Origin of the sequence: uncultured Tenacibaculum sp. (assembly GCF_947498805.1) — a bacterium.
In the GTDB taxonomy this organism is placed as follows: Bacteria; Bacteroidota; Bacteroidia; order Flavobacteriales; family Flavobacteriaceae; genus Polaribacter.
Map to the genome: position 1 here is coordinate 182,329 of NZ_CANMLT010000002.1, position 24,528 is coordinate 206,856.

Consider the following 24,528-nt stretch of genomic DNA (forward strand, 5'->3'; position numbering starts at 1 on the left):
GCATTTAAAATGTAAATTCTGAAAAAAATCAAGGTAAAATAATCGTAAATTTTGGTATAATTTTATAAGAAGAATCTTGTTTGAACATGAAAGGAATTTGTTATTTTTGAGGTTTTATTATTAAATAAACAACAATGCAACACGACAGTCAAATTTTTGAACTAATAAGAGCTGAAAAAGAGCGACAAACTAATGGTTTAGAGCTAATTGCTTCTGAAAACTTTGTGAGTGAGCAAGTAATGCAAGCACAAGGTTCTGTTTTAACGAATAAATATGCTGAAGGATATCCTAACAAACGTTATTACGGTGGATGTGAAGTAGTAGATATCGTTGAGCAAATAGCAATTGATAGAGCAAAAGAATTATTCGGAGCTGAATATGTAAATGTACAACCACACTCAGGTTCACAAGCGAATACGGCTGTTTTTGCAGCTTGCTTACAACCAGGAGATACTATCTTAGGTTTTGATTTATCACATGGTGGACATTTAACACACGGATCACCTGTAAACTTTTCTGGTAAATTATACAATCCTGTATTTTATGGAGTAGATAAAGAGACCGGATTAATAGATTATGATCACTTAGAAAAGCAAGCTAAAGAGCACAAACCAAAATTAATTATTGCCGGTGCTTCTGCGTATTCTCGTGATATGGATTTTAAACGTTTTAGAGAAGTAGCAGATAGTGTTGGAGCTATTTTAATGGCTGATATTTCGCATCCTGCAGGGTTAATTGCGAAAGGAATTTTATCTGATCCATTACCACATTGTCATATTGTTACTACAACAACACATAAAACGTTACGTGGACCAAGAGGAGGGTTAATTATGATTGGAAAAGACTTTGAAAATCCATTTGGATTAAAATTAAAGTCTGGAAAATTAAAGAAAATGTCAACCTTAATTAACTCAGCGGTGTTCCCAGGAAACCAAGGAGGGCCATTAGAGCACGTAATTGCAGCAAAAGCAGTCGCTTTTGGAGAAGCTTTATCTGATAACTTTTTAGAGTATATTATTCAAGTACGTGAAAATGCGAAAGCTATGGCAGATGCATTTGTAGCGAAAGGATATCACATCATCTCTGGAGGTACAGACAACCATTGTATGCTAATTGATTTACGTAACAAAGATATTACAGGTAAAGAAGCAGAAGAAGCATTAGGAAAGGCTGAAATTACTGTAAATAAGAATATGGTTCCTTTTGATACACAATCACCATTTGTAACTTCTGGTATCCGTGTAGGTACTGCTGCGGTTACTACTCGTGGTTTAGTAGAAGAAGATATGGTAAAAATCGTTGATTTAATTGATGAAGCGATTACCAATGCAACAAACGATGAAGTTTTAGAGCAAATAGGAGAGAAGGTATTTGAGATGATGAGCTTTAGAAAATTGTTTGTGTAACTAAAAAAAAGAATGAGAAAAAGTATTTTATTGATTGCTCTTACATTATTAATTGGATGTAAGAATGAAGAAGAAGGCTCTTTAATTCCGATTATTGAAACATTGCCAGCAACAATTCCTTCTGGAGGAGGTGTAACGTTTACTGGGAATATTGTAGATAAAGGAAAAGAGAATGTTGTTAGCTATGGTTTTGAGCTATTTGCTAATTCAAACAACATATTTTATAGTGTCAATCATTCGGTTGACACCGAAATAAAGAATGGAAAATATTCACTGAGTGTTAATCATGGATTATACCCTAATGTTGAATATTACTACAATGCATATATAGAGACAGAAAATGAAACGTATCGAGGAGAGCGTTTCTCTTTTCTGTCTAAAGGTAGTGCTAAAATGCATTTGAATACTTGTTTACCTAACATTGCTCATATTGGAGATACGGTAACGTTGGCAGGAGCAAACTTTCCAGCAGGAGATAAGAGATCTTTAGAGTTTAAATATGGAGGTTCATATGCAAATATATTGTCGGTAACGGAGAAGGAAATTAAGTTTGTGGTTCCGAGACCAGAACGAGGAAAAACAGAGATAACAGTAGAAGCTTTTGGAAAAAAATATGCTAAAGACGGTTTATTGCAACTTTATAAACCAATTGTAACAAGCGTAGAACCAAAATCAGCATTTTATACAGATACCATTACAATAGTTGGAAAGCATTTTGATAATGTTTCATACAAATATCATAGTAAAGCCCATATTGGAAACGTTAAAGCTGAAGTTGTAAAAGTGTATAGAGATAGTATGAGAATAATCGTACCAAATGATGTTCTATATAACTATACTCAAATTAAGATATTTAGTCAAGATGATTATACCCATTATGATGGTTTTTCTTTATACGAACCACAGTTTACTAATTTCCCAAGAGAAGTATATATCCGAGATGACCACGAGTTAAATTTTGATAGAGAAGTACCTGAATCGAAAGTTCGATCAAATATTTATTTTGGGGGTGTAAAAACAGGGTTTTCAGCATTTAATGATGTACAAAAAATTGCTATTTATGGTGGAGAAGAAAGGGAGCATCCTTTAATTTGGAAAGTTGCTCCAGATAAAGAAATTGTTTCAGATTTTACTGTAAAGGTTATTAATCCTTTCTATAGAATTTCTCAAAAAGAATTTCCTCCTTTTAGAGATGCATATTTAACTGCATCTAAAGATAAAGCTTATATTTTGGCTTCAGATAGAGCCACCGATGGTATGTACTTGTATAGTTATAATCACAATGATCGAAAATGGGATGTTGAGCATAAAATTACTTTTAAAGATGATTTAGTAATCACTCCACACATGAAAAAATTGGTGTATTCTGAGTATAAAAAACAAATTTATGGTGTTACAACAACTGCAACTAATGAAAACTTCTTTAAGTTGGATATTCATACAGGAAATGTTACGAAACTAAGTCCTATACCTATAGAAAAGGACGATAATACAAAATTGGGTGATGGTTTCACCTATAAAAATGATATTTATTTCGTTGCAGGAAAAGATTTTGCTCAATTGTGGAAGTATGATATTGATTTAGATATCTGGTCTAAGTTTACAGAGCTTCCTTTTAATAAAGAAATATATAGAGGAAGGTACGTATGTATAGATATTAAAGACAATTTCGTTTATTTTAATAATGGAGCAGATGGAAGTCAGTATGCAGATTTTTGGAGATTGAACTTAGAAAATAATACTTGGGAGCGATTGGCCGATAACCCGAATCCACAGGGTAAATCAACTTCTTATGTTTTTAATAATGAGATTCACTATGTGAGTGATAAAGTATTTAAATATAATACACTTACCAATAGTTGGACTGAAATGCATAAACCAGGAGTAAGTATTTATTATAACGACTATAAAAGAGTTTTTTCTTTTAAACATAATAGCATCCCTTATGTTTATGAATTAAAAACAGTAAATTCTTATACTGACTATACTTTATATATGGGAGATTTGGTTAAATAGTACAAACTTTAAAGTTTTAAATTATATAACGCTATCATATTCTATTGATAGCGTTTTTTATTTGGTGGATATGAAATCCCTGATTTCCGTTAGGTTTAGAAAATCGAATGCAATTACTTTTGAATGCATATGTTTAACTAATTATAACTTTTATTATGAAAAGAAATATTCTAAATCTTACAGGTGTTAAAAAATTAAGTAAATCAGACCAAACGAGTATCAATGGAGGAACTAGTGGTGTGGTATGTTCAAGTCATGCTCATTGTCAATGGTTGTTTGAACCAGGATGGATATGTCAACGTGAATCTTTCTTTTCTAATAAGGGAGTATGCATACCGGCTTAATTTATTAGCTAATGTTTGATTGGGAAAAGACACCTATTGTTAGGTGGCTTTTTATATGGGAAATTATTCAGCAATAAAAATCGCTTGTTCGGAAAGTTTACACCTGTTTATTTCGGCTCTATAGATACTTTTATAGTAGTAAAAAAAATAGGATATGAAAAGAAGAAACTTTGTATGGACAATTTTGGTAATGATATGTTTTATTTCTTGTTCAAAAGAAGAAATAAATCTGGGTAATTTTAACCCAATCAAAGAGGATTATATTGAAGGAATTTTTAATGGTAAAAAAATTAGAGGTCCTTTATATGTATCGGGCACTAGTCGTGATTTATTAACCCAAAATGATTTGGCTAAAATGCAATATCAATTTGGTTATATGTTTTATGAATTCAATACCAGCCAAGTCTTTATTACATTTCATTTTAAGAAGCATATAGAGGAGTTAGAGCCGTATCCAAGTACCTTCATAAAATTTGCGGATCGCTTGGAAATTTTTAAGGTTAAAAACTATCAATACTCTCAACTAATTGATGATAGTTACTTATCCCATCCAGGTATTTCTGTTCAATACTCACCTAGAAATGAAGATGGCAGTTTACCACATTATGATTCTATGAAATTTCAAAACGATTCTCGATTGGATTCATTTCATTTTAGCATAGATAATTTAGAAGTGGATTATGAATCACAAACGATTGTCATTTACTATTCTTTTGATTGTTTGGTAAAGAATACGTTTTTAAATAAAGAATTAAAAATAGAAAATGCGCACGGAAGATATACTTTAAAACTTCAATAGTTGCTTTAGTTGGCAACATTTTTCTTTCATTTTTAATAAAAGACTGTCTATGAATAATAGACAGTCTTTGAAGTTTTTATAAGATAAGAGTGAAGAACAGTTATTCTTCTTCAGCTCTTTCAATAATGGTTTGTGGTAGGGCCTTTTTAGCCTTAGCACCCATTTTCTTTAGCTTTTCTACACTTGTTATCAAATTACCACGTCCTTCTACCAATTTATTCATTGCAGCTGTATAATCTGCTTTGGTGCCGTCTATTTTTTTACCAATACTAATTAAATCTTTTAATAAACCTTCAAATTTATCGTATAGAGCACCAGCCTGACGGGCAATTTCTAAAGCATTACGCTGTTGTTTTTCGTTATTCCACATCGTATCTATGGTACGTAAAGTAGCCAATAGGGTAGTAGGGGTAACGATAACTATATTTCTTTCAAAAGCTTTATTATACAGGGTGTTATCTTCTGCTAAAGCTACAGCAAATGCTGGTTCTATAGGTACAAACAACAATACAAAATCAGGTGATTCAATTTTGTAAATATCCTCGTACTTCTTTTCTGAAAGTTGTTCTACATGTCGTTTTAAGGATCCGATATGTTCCTTTAAGAAACGTATTTTATCAGCTTCATCATCTGTATTAACAAACTGCTCATAAGCTGTTAAAGATACTTTTGAATCGACAATCATCTTTTTATTGTCTGGTAAATGAATGACTACATCGGGCATAATACGTTTACCTTCATCATTTACAAAAGACTGTTGTACAAAGTATTCACGATCTTTTTCTAATCCAGACTTTTCCAAAACACGTTCTAACACCAATTCTCCCCAATTTCCTTGAGTTTTAGAGTCTCCTTTTAAGGCTTTGGTTAAATTGATAGTTTCCTTACTCATTTGAGCATTGAGTTCTTTTAAACCTAATAATTGCTCTTTTAAGGCAGAATGCATGGAAATACTCTCTTTTTGCGTGTCTTCTACCTTTTTTTCAAAGGTTTGAATCTTTTCTTGTAACGGATTCAAAATCTCTTTGATATTCTTTTTATTCTGCTCCGTAAATTTATTCGACTTTTCGTCTAAGATTTTATTGGCTAAATTTTCAAACTCTTTAGTAAATTTTTCCTGAAGCTTTCCAACTTCTTCTTTATTTTCATTGAGTTTTAGCTGCAAATTCTTTAATTCTTCGTTTTTTCTAGCTAATTCTATAGAAGAAAACTCTTTTTCGCGACGTAACTCATTGTTTTCCTTGGTTTTTTCTTCTAATTGCTTGGCTACATCTTCACGAAACTGCTGTAAATTCTTGTCCTTTTCTTGTTTTTGAATTTCTAGATTGCTTACAGCCGCTTTTAAGCTGTTATTTTCGCTTTCTAAAGTAGTAGTAGCCTTTTTTAAAGCTAACTTTCCTAATAAATTACCAATAATAATTCCTATGATAATCGCTATAATACCGATAATAAGATAGATAACAAGGTCTTGCATTCGTTGAGTTCTTTTAGACAAATATATCTGATTTTTTTTGATGTTTATACTGAAAACCGTATCATTGAGACTAAATATGAATGTACATGTTATCTAAATTTATCTTTTCGAAAGTATTAGGGTGGAAGTTGGTAGGTGAATTTCCGAAAGATTTAAAGAAATACGTAGTTATTGGAGCACCACATACCAGTTGGAAAGACTTTCCTATAGCTATTTTAGCAAGAAATTCATGGGGAGTTAAGATCAATTTTATAGGTAAAAAGTCCTTATTCAAACCTCCGTTTGGCTTTATTTTTAGATGGTTGGGTGGTGCTCCTGTAGATAGAAGTAAGAGCACAAACTTAGTGGATTCTATTGTGGATATTTTTAACAGCAGAGAAGAGTTTCGTTTGGCCTTATCACCAGAAGGTACACGTCAGAAAGTAGAGGAGTGGAAGACAGGTTTTTACTATATAGCTAAAGGAGCGAATGTACCAATTTTAATGTTTACACTAGATTTCGGTAGAAAGCAAATTGCGGTATCTGAACCATATTATTTAACAGACGACTTTGACAAAGATTTGGCCTTTTTAAAAGACTATTATAAAGATGTAGTTGGAGCGAACCCTGGGTTACAATAATGAGTATAAGGAAAGCCACTTTAGCAGATTATGATGCTGTTTGGGAGATTTTCTCTAGTGTAATTCAAACAGCTGAGACCTATGTGTTTGACCCAAATACTCCTAAAACAGACTTAGAAAAGCATTGGTTTGCTAAGTATATGCAAACTTTTGTATATGAGGAAGATGGACAAATATTAGGTACTTATATAATCAAAGCCAATCAATTAGACTTAGGAGACCATATTGCCAATGGTAGTTATATGATTCATCCAGAAGCTCAAGGAAAAGGAATTGGCAAAAAATTATGTGAACATTCTTTAGAAATGGCCAAAGCATCCGGATTTAAAGCAATGCAATTTAATATTGTGGTAAGTACCAATATAGGAGCTGTAAAATTATGGCAACGCTTCGGATTTGAAATTATTGGAACTACACCAAACGGATTCCGACATGCACAACATGGCTTTGTAGATACCTATATTATGTATAAAGCACTGGATTAGTACGCTGTAGAATTTTGTTTCCTTTAAATTTGTAATAAAATGAGACTGCTTTGGGAGATAGTCATATTTGAGTTTAAATAAACTCTATTTAACATAATATTAATTATAGTACTATTCCATTACATTTTTAAAGAAACTTTTGGAAAGAAAAAAATCAATAAAACTGGGTTAAAGAACTTCGCTTTTCACCAAAGCAAAGTTACATAACGCAGAACATTATAATACACATATATTAATTTCTGTATAACCGCTTATGGCTATTTATACATAATATCAGATATAATGTTAACGGAAATTATTAAAGCTTTATATCGTCAAACAAATCGACTTTAGGAGATTCACGAAATCCTCTAAAACAATATATACCTGTGAGTAATTATGTTACAGCCGTTTTACGACTTGTTGCTTATTTATATTCGAAAGCTACAATTCTCTAGAATGATTTTATGTCAATACCCAAATATGATATTCTAACTATAAGTAGTTTTATATAATTTTAACTAAAACCACATTTAATTTCTTCGTCGTATTCAAGACTAAACCCAAGAAATTTTCAAATACGCGATTCTCAGCCATCCTATGATTTACATGATATATATATATTTTAATCTAAAAATATAAATGTTATGTTAAATAGAAATTATCATATGTAATTCCTATCAAAATCTAATTTTTCTGAATACAAAAAAAGGTACATGTATATACATGTACCTAATACTAACTTAACCGTTTCATATATAGTTCAGAAGTCCCCCGAAATCTATACCATACGGGCGCGCAATATATAAAAGTAATCTAAGACATACATGTTAAAAGCACCATTTTAAGGTGCTTTTAACATTATTATTAATTTTAAACTTCTGTTATCTAATTAATTTTAGTTTTTTGGTAACCATCTAAAACTAATTCAAACGACCCTTCGGTTGCTGTAGCTTTTTCATAAATTAAAAACCATCCTAATTCATCTTTAGCCAACCATACTTCACCGTGTAAATGCCCATAGTCTATATATATCACATGACAATCAAATGTATACTGCCCTAATGTAAACTTGTCCATTCTAAGAAATTTTTCTTTTAATTTCATTGTTCTAGCAAAAGAAACATCCAACATGTTCCTGTTATACTCTTTGCCAGGTGTCATTTCTCTATCTGTAGGATCAATATAAATGGTTGCAGTGTGATAATCCTTTCCTTTTATAAACTTTTGTTTAAATAACTTTGAATCTTTTAAAGATTTAGATTCAAAATGTAATGTTTTACCTTCTAACTTAAATTGATTTTTAAAGGTTTCATTAGTGTTAAGATTTACAAATTGCCCTTTATATTCTTCTAAACCATTTGCTCCTAACCAGAATGTCTCTTCAGATTTGGTGTCTGAAGGCTCATAGAAACTTATTAAACTTTTAGCTTCATCTTTTATTAATGTTCTTTTTTTAGATAAATCTACTTTTCTAGTAGCTTCCATTTTTCCTGTTTTTATACCATCAGTGGACATTGCATATGTCCTTTTAATTTGAATGTTCTTTGGAGGATTAAAATTCGTGTTATTGGCTAATTGTTCTTTTTCTTGACTACAAGCGGTAAACAAGTTCAACATAAAAATAATTATACAAGCATTTAAAAAATTAGTGTTCTTCATTTTGTTATTGTTTTAATCTATTTATAAATTAATTACAGCACAAAACTACATGTGAAGGTTAGTGAAAAGTTATCCTTTTTGGACAATCTACTGAACAGGAATATAAATTTCTATAATTTGATTTTCTTCAGAGGTTGATTTAAAAAAACTCGGGTATATTTCTATCGAAGGTTTATCGGCAAATTCTAATTGAACATCTTTAAGCCAGTATCTATAAATTTTATGGTAGATTTCTTGGCTCTTCTTATATGGTCCAATGTATTTGAATTTAGCATATTTCTGCCTTTTGTGTTTCTTTACTTTAAATAAATCTTTTGGTTCAAAATTTATTGACTTATCAAGGCTAATTGCACAATTATAACGAAAATGAACACTATCACTAATTTCATTATCATCTAAAAGTTCCGCTAAAAAAAATGTTTTAGCGGATAATAGGTTTTCCTTTTCACTGTAATTCAAAAGTTTTTCCCATGTTTTTTCAACAGCGATATTATCATTAAAAATGCCACGATATTGTAAATATAAGAACTCAAAATCTGGAAGAAACTCTATACTAAATTCTAATTGGTTCACATTTATAACAACTGGCGTTTTTGTTGTTTCTCGGATGACTTCTGTAGTATTACGAAAATCTTTAGGAGTACAGTTAAATTTATTTTTAAAAGCTTTGTTGAATGCGGGTGCATTTTCAAAGCCTACTAAAAACCCAATATCTGCTATTTTTGAATCAGAAAATTTTAAATATTGTGCTGCCTTTTCTAGGCGTATTCGTTTTATGTATTTTCCTATTGTTTCATTATGTAATGCCAAAAAGATGCGATTGATATTTCGATACGAATAATGACATATTTCTTCTATCTTCTTTATATCAATATCTTCTTTGAAGTTTTTATCTATATAAGAAGTTAACTTTTTATAACGTCCAAGTTGTGTTTCATTATTCATAACGGCAAAATAAAACAAAATGATTTAATTACCATTCAATAGTATTTTGCTTCCCTCCTAGGTATTGTTTAATTATAAATTAGATATGTTTTACTCTAAGTTTACTTCTTTACAAAGGCTGGGATTACAACTTCAGAAATTTGTTTCATTAAAGTATCATCTCTATCATGACCAGAAATAACAATGGTTAAATCAAGTTCTTCAACCACGATAACACGCTGTCCGCCTCCTCCCCAGGCAAATCTAACATCATAATTTTTATTACCAACCTTTACCAATGTTTGGTACCAAAAATAGCCATAACGATAGTCTTTTGGCATCCAATCTTGAGTAGGTTTAACAATTCCACTGGTGGCCTTAGCCAAATATTCTTCAGAAATAAGTTGTTCACCGTTTAACTTTCCTTTGTTAAGTACTAGATTTCCTAATTTAATCATGTCACGCGATAAGAATTTTACACGCGACCCCGCATGTGGTAAACCGTTTATATGATTTGGCCAGTTATATTTATGAATACCAAGTTTGTCTAGTAATTCCTTCTTAATAAAGTCTTCAGCTGTTCCTGGAACCACTGCATCAATCACAGTCATTACCATTATCGGGTTAAAATTGCCATATAAATATATCTGAGATTCCAAGGTTATGGGAGCACTTTGCTCTAAAAGTGTTTGTACTAGCCCTTGTCCTTTTAATCTTACCGAATCTTTCTCAAACTCTTTCCATTTTTCCCTATCAATATTCAATCCTCCTTGCATGGTTAAGGCTTTATGAAGGGTTATTTTTTCCACTCCTTTGGTAAATTTACTTGGGTCAACATCTTTTAGAAAACTTATTAAAGGTTTGTCTAGATCTTCCATAGATAAATAACCCATTTGTATGGCTCTACCTATGATTAAACTGGTATATCCTTTGGTAGCTGATGCTTGTCCGTGAGGTACATTAATGCGTCCTTTCTTATAATAAGACTCAAAAACTAATTTGTTTTTATGTGAAATAAGCAAGGCATCATAATTTCCATGTTTATTATCAAATAGTTCTTTAGAAAGGTTTAAAATAGCCTTTTTGTCCTTGTTACTAACGCTTAAAGTATCTGCTACTATTCCGTCTTTTCTGTCCTCAGGAGTGGTACTTATAAAGGCCTTATTTAAATGTGGAATATCCCAAAATGAAATCTCATTGCTATCAGTAGAAATATGTGTCATCATGGATGCTAACCAAGCCACGCTTTCTATAGCAATTCTTGGAAATGCAGTTTGATGATTACCTTCAATAATTTCATGTTGTTTAGACAGTCGTATATCGGTTCGGTTTTTAAACAAATTGAAAAACTCTCTAGCAGGTTCTTCTGTATCTTTTTCTAAACTACCATATGCCATATATACATTGGCATGTAACTTTTTATTTTCAGCGGATTTGTTGGTTGCACGTTTCGAATTAATCTCAGCTAAATAGGACACTAACCTTTTACTCAAAGGACTACCAAGAATGTAATTATCAAAGGTATCCGGTTGTGTGATCAAGGTATATGCCCCAAAAGCACCACTTAATGAGTAACCGAAATAACTTTTACTATTAGGGTCTGTACGATAGTTTTGTTCTACATATGTCATTACGTCGTCACGAATAAATTTTAAATGGTTTTCGGCTTGACCAAATTTTATTGAGAAATGATTGGATTTTGTACCCTTCCAGAATGAATAATCGAAAAAGCGACTGGCGTGTTTCCCAAATTTTTTCATTAGTTTTTCTGAAATGTTCTTTTGCCAAGAGATTCCCACTAAAATAACATCTTCTAATAGATATTCTGAAGCTCCAGATAGCATTTCCTGATGCCATCCAGCATCTGTATAATACAACACAGGGTACTTTTTAGAACTGTTCTTAGCATAATTTTCAGGCAATTCGATATAAAGCTCATATTCCTGACCAGTGTTAGTATTTTTTATGGGAATTACCTGAATTTGTGGTACTACTAAGGCATTATTTTTTGTTTTTGATATGATTTGTTGCGTGTCATTTTTCTGAGCATAGACAGTGCTCAAAGCAATGAAACTCATCAAAATTATTTTTTCTATAGTTTTCATTTTAAATATTGTTTGATTTTCAGTTAGCTAACTGAGTCATTTACTAAAAAAGTGGTGTACTAAACATGTATTATAAGTTCTCTCCTATTGAGGTCTTAAATCTTCAATAAACTTGGCATCCATCCAAAATATATCTCCGGTATCACCGCCATAACCTCTATGAAAGAAAAAATATTTTCCATCTGGAGATACACTTCCATAAGCTTCTCCAAATTCAGTATTTATTTTATCCCCTAGATTAATAGGATCACCCCATGTCCCATTTTTCTTTTTAAAACTTATGTAGAGGTCTGCTTTACCATATCCGCTTTCTCTTTGAGCATCCCAGATTATATATGATTCATCAGGAGCAATAAATGGATGTGCATTCCATTCTCCTAAATCAATATGTAAGTTTTCTGGTTTTTGATGTTTACCATCTATGAAGCTAGAATAACGAATTGCACCTGTTTCACTAGCTTCATCAAAATAATAAGTTCCTTTAGAGGAAGCGGTCAAACGCATGATACGAATATCTTTAAAAGGAGCGTCAAGACGCTTTACTTCAGACCAACCTGTCTCGGTTCGTTCTCTATATTTATTTCCTAAATGCAGGGTTTTACCGTCAAAAGAAACAAATGGTTCCCCTGCCACGGGTGGTACAACAGACTCCACCCATTTATTGTTTTTGTATTGAACAACCACTAGGGTATTCCTTTTATACTTCCCTCCTCTTCTACGGAAATAAAACTCCTTTAAGTCTGGTGTAAAGGCTGCTTCAGCTTCCCTATGTTCGGTTTTAATAATATCCGGTGCAAATAGTTCTGGTACTAAGCCTGGAGGTTTTTGTCCTAGATATATATTTTCGGTAAATTCAATATTATTGGTATATATTTTCTCCTTTTGGTTCTGACGTGCAAAGCAAAATACTACAAATACTAAGTAGATTACTAGCACGCTAATTTTTTTCATGTTTGTCATATTTATAGATGGTCTTTAATGAAGAGGTTTATTATGGATTCTTTTGTAATTCTTGAAGTCGGTGTCGTGCTTTGTTGTTTTGAGAGTTTAATTCCAATGATTTCGCATAGTTTTCAATTGCTAAATCGATTTTTTCTGCTTTTAAACAAGCTTCAGCATAGCTTTCATATACTTTAAAGCTATCTGGATACAACAGTATATTTAGTTTAAAGGTGTTTAACGACAGCTCCATCCTACTTGCATGGTAAAAATCATATCCTAAATCATTTATATAGTATTCAGTAACAGCAGGATGATTGGGATCACGCTTCTTTAAATCACTATATACGGTTAGTGCTTTGTCTAAATCACCTTCAAGAAGGTATTCTACAGGGTTCTTTTTCTTAGCATCTACTTTGTTATAGGTTGAATATATAGCTCCATTATTTCGAAGTTGAAGCATTTGCATCTTTCCACTTTCAGTATTTCTTTTAAACTGTATATGAAGACTAGAGTTTCTTTTAACGAAAAGACTATCTGAAACTTTTACCAGTTCTTTTGGTGATATATCAAGTATGTTTTTAACATATAATAGATTGTCCTTTTGAAAAACTTCTAGAATGGTATTGTTAAACTGGTATCTGCCTGTAAGTTTATTGATTTCAGCGAGTCCTATTGCTAATTTTGTATACTTCGGAACAAAGTTATCCCAACCATATGTAAGCGCAACAGATCGAATCACTTCAGCATTGAACTCAGGAAACGTTGAATTGGTTAGTACTACCACACCATAACCTTTGTCTCTATGTGCCATTACCTCGGCGTAAAATCCTTCATTCCACCCATGATGTCTTAAGTAAATATCATTCTTTCTATTTAAGAGTTGAAAGCCTAATCCAAGTGTAAATGACCAATCAGAACCACTCACCCCGTATGGTGTTCCCATTAATTTTGTGAGTTCTTTTGATAATCCTTTTGTAGCATTACCTTTCATTGTTTGTTGCACATTGGTAACAAACTTTGCATAATCTTCTGCTGTTGTCCATAAACCATGAGACCCCATTGCAGGATATACTTTACTTCTTCCTTTTACCATAGCTCCACCTTTCAAATACCCCGTTGCAGCTTTTGATAATTGTGCGGCAGTTAAGGTTTGATTATAGGTACTGTTATTCATTTCTAAGGGCTGTAATACGAATTCATTCATGATTTCGGGAAATGTTTTTTGCTCAATTTCCAGCATCAATTGTTGTACAGGTACATAACTAGCATATGCAAAACGAACACTTTCTTCAGGTACTTTGTTGGTAGTGACTGGTTCATTTTTAGCAGGATATGATCCGTTAAGAACTTCTATCAATGAAGGAATAGTATCCGTTCTATCATATCTTCCCGTACCTCTTGGATATATTCCAGCAGAATGATTTAAAAGGTTTCTTAGCGTTACTTTTTGTTCTTTGGTAAATTCGTTTTCTGGTACCTGCCAAGACCTTAAATAGTTGTTAATGTTGGTATCTAAATCTACCTTATTGTTTGCTACAAGGTGTAATGCACCATAAGCAGTTACCGGCATACTGGTTGCTGCTGCTTGAAACAGTGTTTCTGTTGTTACAGGGAGCTTACTATCTTTATCTTTAATTCCATATCCTTTTGTCCAAGCAATTTTACCATTGTGTATTACAGCAATACTCACTCCTGGTATTCCGTAGTGTTTCATACGGTCTTCTATAGTCCATGTGGAATCTCCTTTGATATGTACTCTAGTGGTAAGCCCATTTTCTACTTTTGTTATGGAGTCCTTTTTAGTAGTAACAGTAGCGTTCGTGTGATTGGATTTTTTTACACAAGACTGCAAGAGAATTAGGATAAGGAGGACTGGAATAGTGTTTTTCATTAGTGAAATTTTTTATTGAATAATTGACGTTTAAAGAGGATCCATTTCATTTAAGGTTGTATAAAAGTAGCCCTTAATCCTTGTGGAAATTTGAAATTAGGACAAGCACAAAGATTAAATGATGAAGTGATTTCATCATTGATATAAAGCTTTGGTAAGAAATTATGGTGAATTGTATTTTTTGATAGTATCTTTATTTTTTCAAAAGGAAATGCCTATGCTTAAAAAATCTTTGAAAGAAACAATCCTCATTAATATAGGAGCCTTCTTTCTAGTGTTTACGCTTGAATTATTGAGTAATTTATACTTTAGAGATAAGTTTGAAACCAGTTATTCTTTTTTCTCACATACCTTAGAGTATGCCGTTATGATTATGGGACTCATTTGGGTAAATCATTTTCTTTTAATACCCAATTTCTTAGATAAAAAAAGGTATTTCTTTTATGTAATCTTATTAATTGGAAGTCTTTTTGTTTTTTCTTACATACGAGCAAAATCTTGGACGGGTGTTTCTAAGGTATTCTTCTTTCTTCTTTATACCACTGGAGCAGGTATGGCTGCTTTTTTGTTTAGAAGAAATCTGATTATCCAAAAAAGAAATAATGAGAAAGAGAAATTGCAAAAAGAGATGGAATTGAACTACCTAAAGGAACAGGTGAATCCTCATTTTTTATTTAACTCATTAAATAGCATTTACGCGCTTTCTAGGCAGCAATCTCCAGAAACTCCTGATGTTGTAATGCAACTTTCTGAATTAATGAGATATCAGCTAGAGAGTTCTAAAAAAAATACTGTTTTACTAAAAGAAGAACTTGAATTTATAGAGAACTATTTATTGCTAGAAGAAAAAAGACTGAGCAACCGCAGTAGTATTGAGTTTTCTATTGAAGGTGATGTATCTAAGTTGAAGATTTCACCCATGTTACTCATTCCTTTTGTAGAAAACGCTATTAAACATGGTGCTCAGAGTACGAATGATCAAAGTACTATTAGTGCCTGTGTTACGGTAAAAGATAGGATGATGTATTTTAAAATATCGAATTCTAAACCAAGTAACCATACCATCTCTAAAAGAGAAGGCTTTGGTCTTGAAAATGTAAGAAGACGTTTGAATTTATTATATCCTAATTCTCACACTTTAGAAATTAACGATACAGAAAAAACATATGATGTAAGTTTATCTGTTGATTTAAATGGACATTAACAAATAGCGAATGATTAAAATAGGAATTATAGATGATGAAATACTAGCACGTAAGGTGCTGGAAGAGTATTGTTCTAAGATTAACAACTTTGAATTGGTGATAAGCACCGGTAATCCGTTGGAGTTTGTGAACTTTATTCAGCAAAATAAAGTAGACCTTATTTTTTTAGATATAGAAATGCCAGAGCTTAATGGTATGGAAGTCTTACGATCGCTTATAAATCCTCCTAAAGTTATTTTAACCACAGCCTACTCTGAGTATGCTTTAGAAAGTTATAACTATGGTGTGGTAGATTATTTATTAAAGCCTATAAAAATTGAACGTTTTTTAAAGGCGATTAATAAGGTAGCTACTTCAAAAATAACAGAGCCTAAACCACCTAGTGATACTAAGGAGCTTCAAATAAAACACGATGGTCTTCCTGTAAATATTCCTCTTAGCTCTATTCTATACATCCAAAGTTTTGGTAACTATTTAAAGGTATTTACCGATGCTAGAATGTATTTGATCACTGAAACATTGGTTAATATTACTACGGTATTATCTGATAATTTTCAACGTACGCATAAATCCTATATAGCCAATCTAGACAGGGTTACAAAAGCAAGCCGAACACATTTGTTAATTGCTAACAAAGAGGTACCCGTGAGTGCTACGTATAAGGTGCTGGTTTCTGAAAAACTGGAGAGTTTATCGAAGATATAAAGGAATCTAATTTTAAACCGCAATGACAAACCTATTTTATAAACCTGAATATTAATACCTAAGGTGTTATTTTTTGTTTTTTTGAACTAATCCATGCACTATTCGATTCGCAAGAATATTTAATCCCATGGTGTTCTTTTCATCAAAATTATCTCCATAACCCAACCATCTTAAATATTTAATTAATAAATTCAATTGTTTTGCATTTCTTAAATCGTATATGCTATAAATAATTTTCCAAGGCTTAGGTAAAAATATCCATCTACCATTAATAAAACACCAGACATTTGATGAAATTCCACCTATTTTTATAGTGTAAAAAGATATATTTCGCTGAAAACAATTGAATTCATTCATAACCATTCTCATACCGCCCGGAAGCTTATCTTCTTTATTTTCCATTTCTTCTATTGTTGACCTATAAACCCTTACGCTCTTATTTAGAAAATCATTACTAGAAATATCCTCAAATTCTAATAGGTCTTTGTACAAACTGTAATAGTTATCACTAACCTCTTTATAAATTTCTTTTGAAAATATTTTCTTAAAATCCATAATATTGGGTTGGGCTTGAGCAAAAAGTTGCTTTAAATCAACTTCTGGATTTACAAATTGATTGAAAAAATCATTGATTTCTATCTCTGATGGTTCTCTGTCCATATATGAATCATGATTTCGAAAAACATTATTTGCATAATATTTTCTTCCAATTTGAGGATACTTAAGCATAAATCCTAGTATTTCAGTATGCCCCCAATGCTTTACAGTTATATTAGTTAAAGAAGCAATTTCTTCTAACCATTGCATACCATGTTTCGTAAAATTATCTGGAGTAACTAGAATCCATTCATCCATATCTGGAAAATTCTCAATGGCATTGAATAAAGATTTTTTTAAGTTTGATTTATAGTGACTCTTGGGGTTTCCTTCAAAGAACTTATATTGAAGTCCAACTTTTTTAAAGCTTCTCTCCATTAAAGCATCGACTCCTTTATAGTCTCCAGACGAATCCGAAAATGACTGAAAATAATAGTTAAACATTTGAGAATCTTCAAACAAAAGTTGATTCATTAATCTTGAAAATTCAAGACCTCCTTCACTCCCACTTTGAATTATTTTGGAAAGTGACGGCACATTAGGTATGGACATGGCAATTTATTTTTTTAAGTCTTATTCTAAAAAGAGATTCTTTCTCACTCTAAGATTTGATTATTTGGTTGAAACTAACAACTCTCTAATATCAACATCTAAAATTTTAGCAATTTTTTTTAAATCCTTTAAATGAGGTTGTGATTTATTATTACAAAATGAAGTTACTGAAGTGGTACTTTTTCCAAGTTTTTCCGCTAACCAAACTTGTGATTTTCCTTGAATTACCAATACTTCCTTTATCCTATTTATTCTTTCAGCTGTCATAATTTATTATAAGTATTCTATTATAAATATAAAATACATTCTTAATAAAATATAAGTCTAAGTTACATTTCATTAACTAAAACTTGTGTTTTTAATTTTTAAATCATAAGTTTGAATTAACTTTATGTAAGTATAAGTTATATTTATATAATCCTTAATTTAATTTTTATTGTTGATAACTTTATTCCAAATTTTATGCCACATCCAAAATATACTAAAGCTGACCTTGAAAAAATCGTGTATACACAACTAGATAATTTAAATGCTATTCATGATTTGTTACGCATTATGAAACTTCAAAATGAATTAATTGAAAAAGCCAATAAGAAATTAGAAGATGAAATTATAGACTTTAAAAAACGAATTAATTATGAAACTGGAAAATTTAAGTAATATATCATAAGATAAGTTATATAAAGGAAACTAATGGCTTAACGCATCTTGGTGTGTACTCTATAAAAGAGCTCAATTTACCATATGATTTCTAAATGCCTTTAATAATCATTTTTAGTAAACCGTATTATACGATGCACCATTAGCTTCCAAATAATCAACCAGAGTATGGCGGATTATATTCTTTTTTAGCTAAAACATATTCCAAATTTATATCATTTGTATTCCAATCAATAAACCAAGATTGATATGATAAGATATAATTTCTAATTCTACCTACTCGATTAGCTGTTGGGGTAACACCTATTAATGATTTGTATACAATTTTAATTAATTCATTTTTTTTATCGGTTTTTATATGTGGACATGAGACTAAATCAAAAAAAAGATATACATATTCCGTTTTCGCCATGCATTCTTTTACCTTGGCAATCTTCTTTATTGAAGTATCTATAAGTTTATCTTTATATTCTTCGCATTCATTTGAATCTTCAATAAAATATATTAATATTATTATTTGGAAATAATCTAAATTTTCTAATTGATCTTCATTTAAAAGAATATCTTCTATAAACTTTGTTTTAACAATTGGATAAATTTTATTTAAATTTACTAAAGCTACCAGTAAATTCATTGATTCTAAATGAGTTTTAGAATCTCTATTCAAAATATTTAAGGTATCTCTTATACCATCAAACATTTTTTTTGATATTACCATTGAGTTTTCACCATCTATATTACTAGCTCTTAGAAATTGAGTAATTATTACGACAATTTGAGTTAAAATTACGGTTGTTCTGGTTCTACTATCCATTGATATTAGGAAAAATAAAACGTCAAGTATAATCAAAATAGGGTTATTCAAATCTTTAATGAATGTAGAGTCTTGTTGAAGAATAAATTCATTTGATAATAACTTAACTAACCGATTCCTTATTATTGAAAGTGTCATTCCAGTTACATCTTCATAGTCAACTTTATTTTGCTTGATTATACTTTTTAAGTCCCGAATTAATTTATTAGAAACATTGAATGGCTTAATAATTTTTTTAAGCATAATTTCATTATCAGTCTCTTCTATAAATGAACTCAAAAAATTATCAAGTCTCTTCTCTAATTGAATTCTAGCTATTGTTATTCCAGTAATAAATGGTATCTCAATTTCTTGTGTTTTAGCATCGTTAATAGATAATTTATAATATTCTAACTCTTTTACGAATTCTTTTTTGACCTCATGAGCTAATTTAAAATCATTTGAGAAAACAAAATAATCATCTACATATCTTCTTATTGTATAATCTCTATCTAAATGTATTTTATGTTTTTCTTTTAAAGAATTAATTACATTTTGTTCTATTCTTTGTAAAATGATTTCCGCAAAAATTCTTGAAGTTTCTGGACCTATAATAATTCCATTTGTTTCATTGTAATTCGACCATTGCATTAACTTATCAAATTTATTTTCAAAAGAACTTGTAGAAGTATTTTTTTTAGCAAACTCTTTTCCTTTTATTGCCCAGGAAATTGAATGAGAGTATATACTAGGAAAACATTTTGATATATCAAATCTTAATAATTTTTTGAATTTTTTTTCTAAGCGGTGAAACTTATATGAGTCATAAAATTTATAAAGAAAATCATATTCCTTGTATGTAAAATATGAACTAGAATATGCAATTTCTGTTTCATGCGGAAGTCTTTCAACTTCTACCCCAGAATCTTTTAATTTTTTCTTTATAATTTGCGAGTTTTTAACAAAAAAGTGGCTAGCTACTTTAGAAGGATATCTAATCGACACCCTACTCTTAGAACATAAACTTAAAATAAGAGAATCATACTTATTATAAAATTCAATAAACTTCAATTGCACTTTTGGATGCATTATACTTAATGTTCTATAACTGTCTAGTTTTTTTATTATTTTGTAATTATATGGAAGTAAATTTCCTGTATTTTTTTTTGTTATTTTAAAAATCTCAGTAACTAAATTTGGTACATTTTCAGATTGTTTTCTTCTTGAAAATCTATATAGCCCGATGTTTGAGAAAGGAATTGGAACTTCATAAGGCAAAACTTCGGTTAAGAGAATTCTACTTTTGTCAAATTTTTTAACTCTGACTTTAGCCATTATACCAACATTTTTTAATGATTTTAACCCTTTCAGGTCTAAAATCAGAATTTAACTTTCTATTTTTCCAACCAGCTAAAAAATCATACTTTGACAATACTCCTTTTTCATTTTGAGTCAGTGAACTTGCAATTTTGTTACCAAAACTTTTATTTCGTGCATTTATAATTTTTCGTAAAAAAGAAGTTAAATTTTCTAAAACATCGTCATCATTAATAAATGGATAGTTATAATATAATCCAGCGTAAAGAACTGTTCCTTCCGAAGGGTTCTTTTTAATTGGATAGTTCCCTGAGAGAAACTTAAGTCTATCTTCTAATAATGAAAAATCATTGTTCTTCAAATAGTCCAAGAAAGAATATACGATTCGGGTCTTATACTTTTTTACCTTTTTTTTTGCAATAGATACCGTTATGTTTTTATCTTTAAATTCATAACCTGTTTTTTTGCACAAATCATTAAAAACAAACTTATAACCTAAATATTCAAAACTTAAGTTTGAAATATTAGAATTATCGTAGTTGTTTATTTCGAATATTCTAGTTTTCTTTTTATTAAAAGTCAAAGGTTTTCTTAGTAACTCATTATCCTCAATTTTTTTTATTAAAGTTTTTGGGCTATCAATTGTAAAAAGTATAATATCATCAACGTACCTAGCGAAATAGTATACAGTGTTTAATCTGTTAACCTTTCTATCAAAATCTCGTAAATAGAGTTCTGACAGTGTAGCACTTATACCTATTCCTCTAGGCAACCCAGTAAAAGAAGAAAATTCGTTTGAATCCAAAAAATCCTCTAATATTTTTATGGAACTGCTTGAGAGTAATGCATCTTCTTTCAGTTTATTGATTATCCATTTCCTATCAATACTTTCGTAAAATTTCTTTAAGTCTAGTTTAATTATTGACATGGGTATTGCTTCTTGCAGCAATACGATTATTTGATTAACTATTAGATTTCGGTCAGCTTGTTTAACCTTATAAAAACGTTTAACACTATCGTTAATTTTTCTCAAAGCAAAATCATCTTCAATTTTTTGTAAAGAAAATATCTTATCTTCTCCATTTAAAATTTCTTTAATTGATGTAACCTTAAAACCATCGGAACAAATCTTTTGAGATACTTCTGTCATTATTTCAAAAGTTTTATCTCTAGATTCTCCTATACCAACGTATCTCTTATAATCCTCATAAGTTATTAGTTTTAATAAATCGGATGCAGAAAATGACTGTGTTAACATATATAGATTAAATACTTCATCATAATTAAATGGCATCGAAAGCTATTAAATTTTAACAAGTAACACTTACGGTATTCCGTAAATCATTAATATTTTTCTTTCATAATTCAACTTTGGTCATTAATCTCAATTCAATTTTAGTAAAATGACCATAGAAAATCATTTTTATAGAAATAGTTATTCGAGAACAATTATGTATGACATAAATCTAATAATACAACCTAAAAAACAGGCTCAATTAAAAGAAAAATAACTTTTAATTTAATAGCTTAGCCTTTATAGACTATTTGTAAGTTTATCTAAAGAACAAAAAGATCAATACTAAAGAAATACTACATATTTTGTTAGCAAATGACTGAATTCGACATACTATTTAAAGCTTTAAAAATTACCGAAGAAGAGTTAAAAGAGAAAATTCTAGAAGAAGGTGTAGTTCAAACGCTTTCTAAAGATACGCTTATTGTAGAACAAGATAAGTATATTAAGTGGTTGGCTATTGTTATTTCTGGAAAGGTTAGAGTTTGGCAAGAGAAAGAAGACAGACAAGTTTTAATTTATTATGTAAAGCCAATTGAAACCTGCGTATTATCTCTTTCTGCAGCTTTTAGAGATTGTAAAAGTATTATAAATGCAAACACAGAAGAAACGACTACAATTGTAAAAATACCCGTAAGATTGGTTTCTGAATGGAGCTTTAAATATAGGTCTTGGAATAAATTTACAATTGACTCCTTTGTTTTTAGCTATGAAGATTTATTAAGTTCGTATAAAAAAATAGCTTTTGAAAAAATAGATCAAAGATTATTAGATTATCTTAACTCTTTTTCAAAACAAAATAATACTAGCATTATCAACCTTTCCCATAGCCAATTGGCTAAAGAAATAGGAACAACAAGAGAAGTTATATCTAAAATATTGAAAAAGTTTGAGCTTAAAGGAATCGTAAATCTTAAGTTCAAACAAATAGAACTTCTATAGAATTCAAAATTTTTTCATGGTTTATTTGATACTTGTACCAAAAGGTACAGGTGCTACGCTATGGCTCATTTTACATTTGTGGCATCAAAATTATTCACAAATTAAAATAGTAAAACATGAAACCAAAATTTTATTCCCTTATCATTTATCTACTTGTATCAATTTGTAGTGCAAACTCTTTACATGCACAAAAAATTGAGAAAGAAGTTTTAAAAGCTAGTAGAAAGTGGATATCAAATTTTAACAGAGGAAATGTCTCAGAAATTGTTAATGCATATACCAACGATGCAGTTATGGTGGCTAAGCCATTCGGAACTTATAGAGGAAGAAATTCTATAAATGCGTTTTGGTCATCTTTGATTAAAGATGGTGCCTCAAACTTAAAATATTTTAATACCAACGTAAAAGTCATCAACAGAAAGAAAGCTATTATCTCTTCAGATTGGAGTATGAATATAGGAAAAGGAATCATAACCAATGAAACCTGGGTGAAAGTACAAGGTGTATGGAAATTAGAAACTGATCATTTCGAAGTCACAAAACAATTTAATAACGCAAAAAAAGAATCTAAAATGAACAAAAAAGAAACTTTCATATTGGTTCATTCTGCTTGGTTAGGAGGATGGCAATGGGAAAATGTAAGCAACATCTTAAGAGAAAACGGACATACTGTGCTAACTCCAGATCTTCCTGGACATGGGAAGGATAAAACTCCTCCTTCAAATATTACTATGGAAGATTATGTAAAAACAATCACAGAATTACTTGATAAACAAGATACTCCTGTGGTTTTAGTTGGACATAGTTTTAATGGTATAACAGTTAGTAGAGTGGCTGAGCTTAGACCAAACAAAATTAAAAAACTGGTGTTCTTAACGGCATTTTTATTGCCTAACAAAGGCTCTTTCTTTAAGGCTGTGCAAAATGTTAAAGGATCTATTGCTGTTGATAATTTTATGTTATCAGAAGATAAAACTTTCGCTTTTGTTAAAGAAGATGAGATACAAAATGCCTTTGCTCATGATATTCCGAAAAGTGCATTTGAAACTGCAAAGCCTCATATTGTTCCAGAACCAATTAAACCGCTTACGTATGAGTTAACGATTACAGATGAAAACTTTGGTAGCGTTCCTAAATTTTATATTGAATGTACTGAGGATAGAGCAATTCCGATTGAAATTCAAAGAGCAATGTACAAAGGGAAAGTCAAAAAGTCATTCTCATTAAATTCAAGCCATACACCGAATTTTTCACAACCAAAAGAATTGGCAGACATCCTAATGAACCTAAACTAGTATAAATATAAAAGTAGGTATAATCAGTATTGTTTTAAACAAAACCTCCAAAGTAAAAGAGACTTTGGAGGTTTTTAGGTATTATTTTAATGCGTATTTGGGTTTTCTTTTACTTCTCCCTTAATACTCATATCCATTTCATGGTCATACTGGCAACATCCTGGTAGGTTCTCATAGGCAGCTTCGCTTCCCATTACTTTATCAGTATCATATCCTGAAGCAGCAATCGCCTTATGAATAGCATCAATGTTAGTTTTACTTTCGTCATAAGAAACATTGATTTGCTTTCTAGATTTGTCCCATTCTGCTTTCGTTACCCCAGCTACTCCATTTGCAGCTTTTTCAATTGTGTTTTTACACATACCACAATTTCCTCTAACTCCAAAAGTACTTTCTGTTACAGCTGCTACTGTAGTGCTCGTTTCCTCTGTCTGAGCTGGTGTTTCCTTCTTTGCTTCGTTTTTACAGCTTATAAATCCTATGACTGCTATCAAAGCGATACTTAAAATTACTTTTTTCAT

Annotated in this window: 22 protein-coding genes; 11 read left to right on the forward strand and 11 right to left on the reverse strand. The window is 30.7% G+C overall.

Going from position 1 to position 24,528, the window contains the following annotated elements; all coding sequences use genetic code 11:
- Positions 1-134: 134 nt before the first annotated feature.
- The 4 genes from glyA (at position 135) to Q0873_RS03900 (ending at position 4,565) form a co-directional block, all read left to right on the forward strand.
- The gene (gene glyA / locus Q0873_RS03885) at positions 135-1,406 is read left to right on the forward strand and encodes a serine hydroxymethyltransferase (protein WP_299104509.1); all 1,272 of its coding nucleotides are present in this window, start codon (positions 135-137) and stop codon (positions 1,404-1,406) included.
- Positions 1,407-1,418: 12 nt separating this feature from the next.
- Positions 1,419-3,422: an IPT/TIG domain-containing protein gene (locus tag Q0873_RS03890; RefSeq protein WP_299104510.1), complete on the forward strand. Its 2,004-nt coding sequence runs from the start codon at positions 1,419-1,421 to the stop codon at positions 3,420-3,422.
- A 155-nt stretch (positions 3,423-3,577) separates the two neighbouring features.
- The gene (locus tag Q0873_RS03895; RefSeq protein ID WP_299104511.1) at positions 3,578-3,766 is read left to right on the forward strand and encodes a hypothetical protein; all 189 of its coding nucleotides are present in this window, start codon (positions 3,578-3,580) and stop codon (positions 3,764-3,766) included.
- A gap of 154 nt (positions 3,767-3,920) precedes the next feature.
- Entirely contained in the window at positions 3,921-4,565 is a 645-nt protein-coding gene (locus Q0873_RS03900; RefSeq protein WP_299104513.1) for a hypothetical protein, read from the forward strand.
- Between the two features lie 100 nt (positions 4,566-4,665).
- Here the strand turns inward: Q0873_RS03900 and rmuC are convergent, their stop codons facing one another.
- On the reverse strand, positions 4,666-6,039 hold the full coding sequence (gene rmuC, locus Q0873_RS03905) for a DNA recombination protein RmuC (protein WP_299104977.1): 1,374 nt from the start codon (positions 6,037-6,039) through the stop codon (positions 4,666-4,668).
- Positions 6,040-6,119: 80 nt separating this feature from the next.
- Here rmuC and Q0873_RS03910 point away from each other — a divergent pair, with 80 nt between their 5' ends.
- Both Q0873_RS03910 and Q0873_RS03915 read left to right on the forward strand, forming a co-directional pair.
- Positions 6,120-6,659: a lysophospholipid acyltransferase family protein gene (locus tag Q0873_RS03910; RefSeq protein WP_299104514.1), complete on the forward strand. Its 540-nt coding sequence runs from the start codon at positions 6,120-6,122 to the stop codon at positions 6,657-6,659.
- Positions 6,659-7,144 (forward strand): GNAT family N-acetyltransferase, encoded by a 486-nt coding sequence (locus Q0873_RS03915; protein WP_299104515.1) that lies wholly within the window; start codon positions 6,659-6,661, stop codon positions 7,142-7,144. Before Q0873_RS03910 ends, Q0873_RS03915 begins: the two co-directional genes overlap by 1 nt.
- Positions 7,145-8,011: 867 nt before the next feature.
- Here Q0873_RS03915 and Q0873_RS03920 read toward each other — a convergent pair.
- From Q0873_RS03920 to Q0873_RS03940, 5 genes are all read right to left on the reverse strand, one after another.
- Complete coding sequence (locus tag Q0873_RS03920) at positions 8,012-8,785, reverse strand: hypothetical protein (protein WP_299104516.1); 774 nt, start codon at positions 8,783-8,785, stop codon at positions 8,012-8,014.
- Between the two features lie 87 nt (positions 8,786-8,872).
- The gene (locus tag Q0873_RS03925) at positions 8,873-9,730 is read right to left on the reverse strand and encodes an AraC family transcriptional regulator (protein ID WP_299104517.1); all 858 of its coding nucleotides are present in this window, start codon (positions 9,728-9,730) and stop codon (positions 8,873-8,875) included.
- Positions 9,731-9,831: 101 nt separating this feature from the next.
- Entirely contained in the window at positions 9,832-11,814 is a 1,983-nt protein-coding gene (locus Q0873_RS03930) for an alpha/beta hydrolase-fold protein (RefSeq protein ID WP_299104518.1), read from the reverse strand.
- A gap of 84 nt (positions 11,815-11,898) precedes the next feature.
- Positions 11,899-12,765, reverse strand: a complete 867-nt coding sequence (locus tag Q0873_RS03935; RefSeq protein ID WP_299104519.1) for a hypothetical protein — start codon at positions 12,763-12,765, stop codon at positions 11,899-11,901.
- Between the two features lie 40 nt (positions 12,766-12,805).
- Complete coding sequence (locus tag Q0873_RS03940) at positions 12,806-14,647, reverse strand: beta-lactamase family protein (RefSeq protein ID WP_299104520.1); 1,842 nt, start codon at positions 14,645-14,647, stop codon at positions 12,806-12,808.
- Positions 14,648-14,879: 232 nt separating this feature from the next.
- On the opposite strand from Q0873_RS03940, the gene Q0873_RS03945 reads away from it, so the two are divergent.
- Together Q0873_RS03945 and Q0873_RS03950 are read left to right on the forward strand one after the other, a co-directional pair.
- Positions 14,880-15,851, forward strand: a complete 972-nt coding sequence (locus Q0873_RS03945) for a histidine kinase (protein ID WP_299104521.1) — start codon at positions 14,880-14,882, stop codon at positions 15,849-15,851.
- A gap of 10 nt (positions 15,852-15,861) precedes the next feature.
- Positions 15,862-16,557, forward strand: a complete 696-nt coding sequence (locus Q0873_RS03950) for a LytTR family DNA-binding domain-containing protein (RefSeq protein WP_299104522.1) — start codon at positions 15,862-15,864, stop codon at positions 16,555-16,557.
- A 66-nt stretch (positions 16,558-16,623) separates the two neighbouring features.
- Here the strand turns inward: Q0873_RS03950 and Q0873_RS03955 are convergent, their stop codons facing one another.
- Both Q0873_RS03955 and Q0873_RS03960 read right to left on the reverse strand, forming a co-directional pair.
- On the reverse strand, positions 16,624-17,706 hold the full coding sequence (locus Q0873_RS03955) for a hypothetical protein (protein ID WP_299104523.1): 1,083 nt from the start codon (positions 17,704-17,706) through the stop codon (positions 16,624-16,626).
- A gap of 60 nt (positions 17,707-17,766) precedes the next feature.
- Positions 17,767-17,973, reverse strand: a complete 207-nt coding sequence (locus Q0873_RS03960) for a helix-turn-helix transcriptional regulator (RefSeq protein WP_299104524.1) — start codon at positions 17,971-17,973, stop codon at positions 17,767-17,769.
- Between the two features lie 195 nt (positions 17,974-18,168).
- On the opposite strand from Q0873_RS03960, the gene Q0873_RS03965 reads away from it, so the two are divergent.
- Positions 18,169-18,366 carry a hypothetical protein gene (locus Q0873_RS03965; protein ID WP_299104525.1) on the forward strand — a complete coding sequence of 66 codons (198 nt, stop codon included), beginning with the start codon at positions 18,169-18,171 and terminating at the stop codon, positions 18,364-18,366.
- A 157-nt stretch (positions 18,367-18,523) separates the two neighbouring features.
- Here Q0873_RS03965 and drt3b read toward each other — a convergent pair whose 3' ends face one another.
- Positions 18,524-20,494 (reverse strand): antiviral reverse transcriptase Drt3b, encoded by a 1,971-nt coding sequence (gene drt3b, locus Q0873_RS03970; protein WP_299104526.1) that lies wholly within the window; start codon positions 20,492-20,494, stop codon positions 18,524-18,526.
- On the reverse strand, positions 20,487-21,770 hold the full coding sequence (gene drt3a, locus Q0873_RS03975; protein WP_299104527.1) for an antiviral reverse transcriptase Drt3a: 1,284 nt from the start codon (positions 21,768-21,770) through the stop codon (positions 20,487-20,489). The genes drt3b and drt3a overlap by 8 nt, the downstream gene beginning before the upstream one ends.
- A gap of 315 nt (positions 21,771-22,085) precedes the next feature.
- On the opposite strand from drt3a, the gene Q0873_RS03980 reads away from it, so the two are divergent.
- Both Q0873_RS03980 and Q0873_RS03985 read left to right on the forward strand, forming a co-directional pair.
- The gene (locus Q0873_RS03980) at positions 22,086-22,712 is read left to right on the forward strand and encodes a Crp/Fnr family transcriptional regulator (protein ID WP_299104528.1); all 627 of its coding nucleotides are present in this window, start codon (positions 22,086-22,088) and stop codon (positions 22,710-22,712) included.
- Between the two features lie 116 nt (positions 22,713-22,828).
- Positions 22,829-24,007, forward strand: a complete 1,179-nt coding sequence (locus tag Q0873_RS03985) for an alpha/beta fold hydrolase (RefSeq protein ID WP_299104529.1) — start codon at positions 22,829-22,831, stop codon at positions 24,005-24,007.
- A gap of 86 nt (positions 24,008-24,093) precedes the next feature.
- On the opposite strand, the gene Q0873_RS03990 is transcribed toward Q0873_RS03985, so the two are convergent.
- Positions 24,094-24,528, reverse strand: coding sequence for a cation transporter (locus Q0873_RS03990; RefSeq protein WP_299104530.1), 435 nt, complete (start codon positions 24,526-24,528; stop codon positions 24,094-24,096).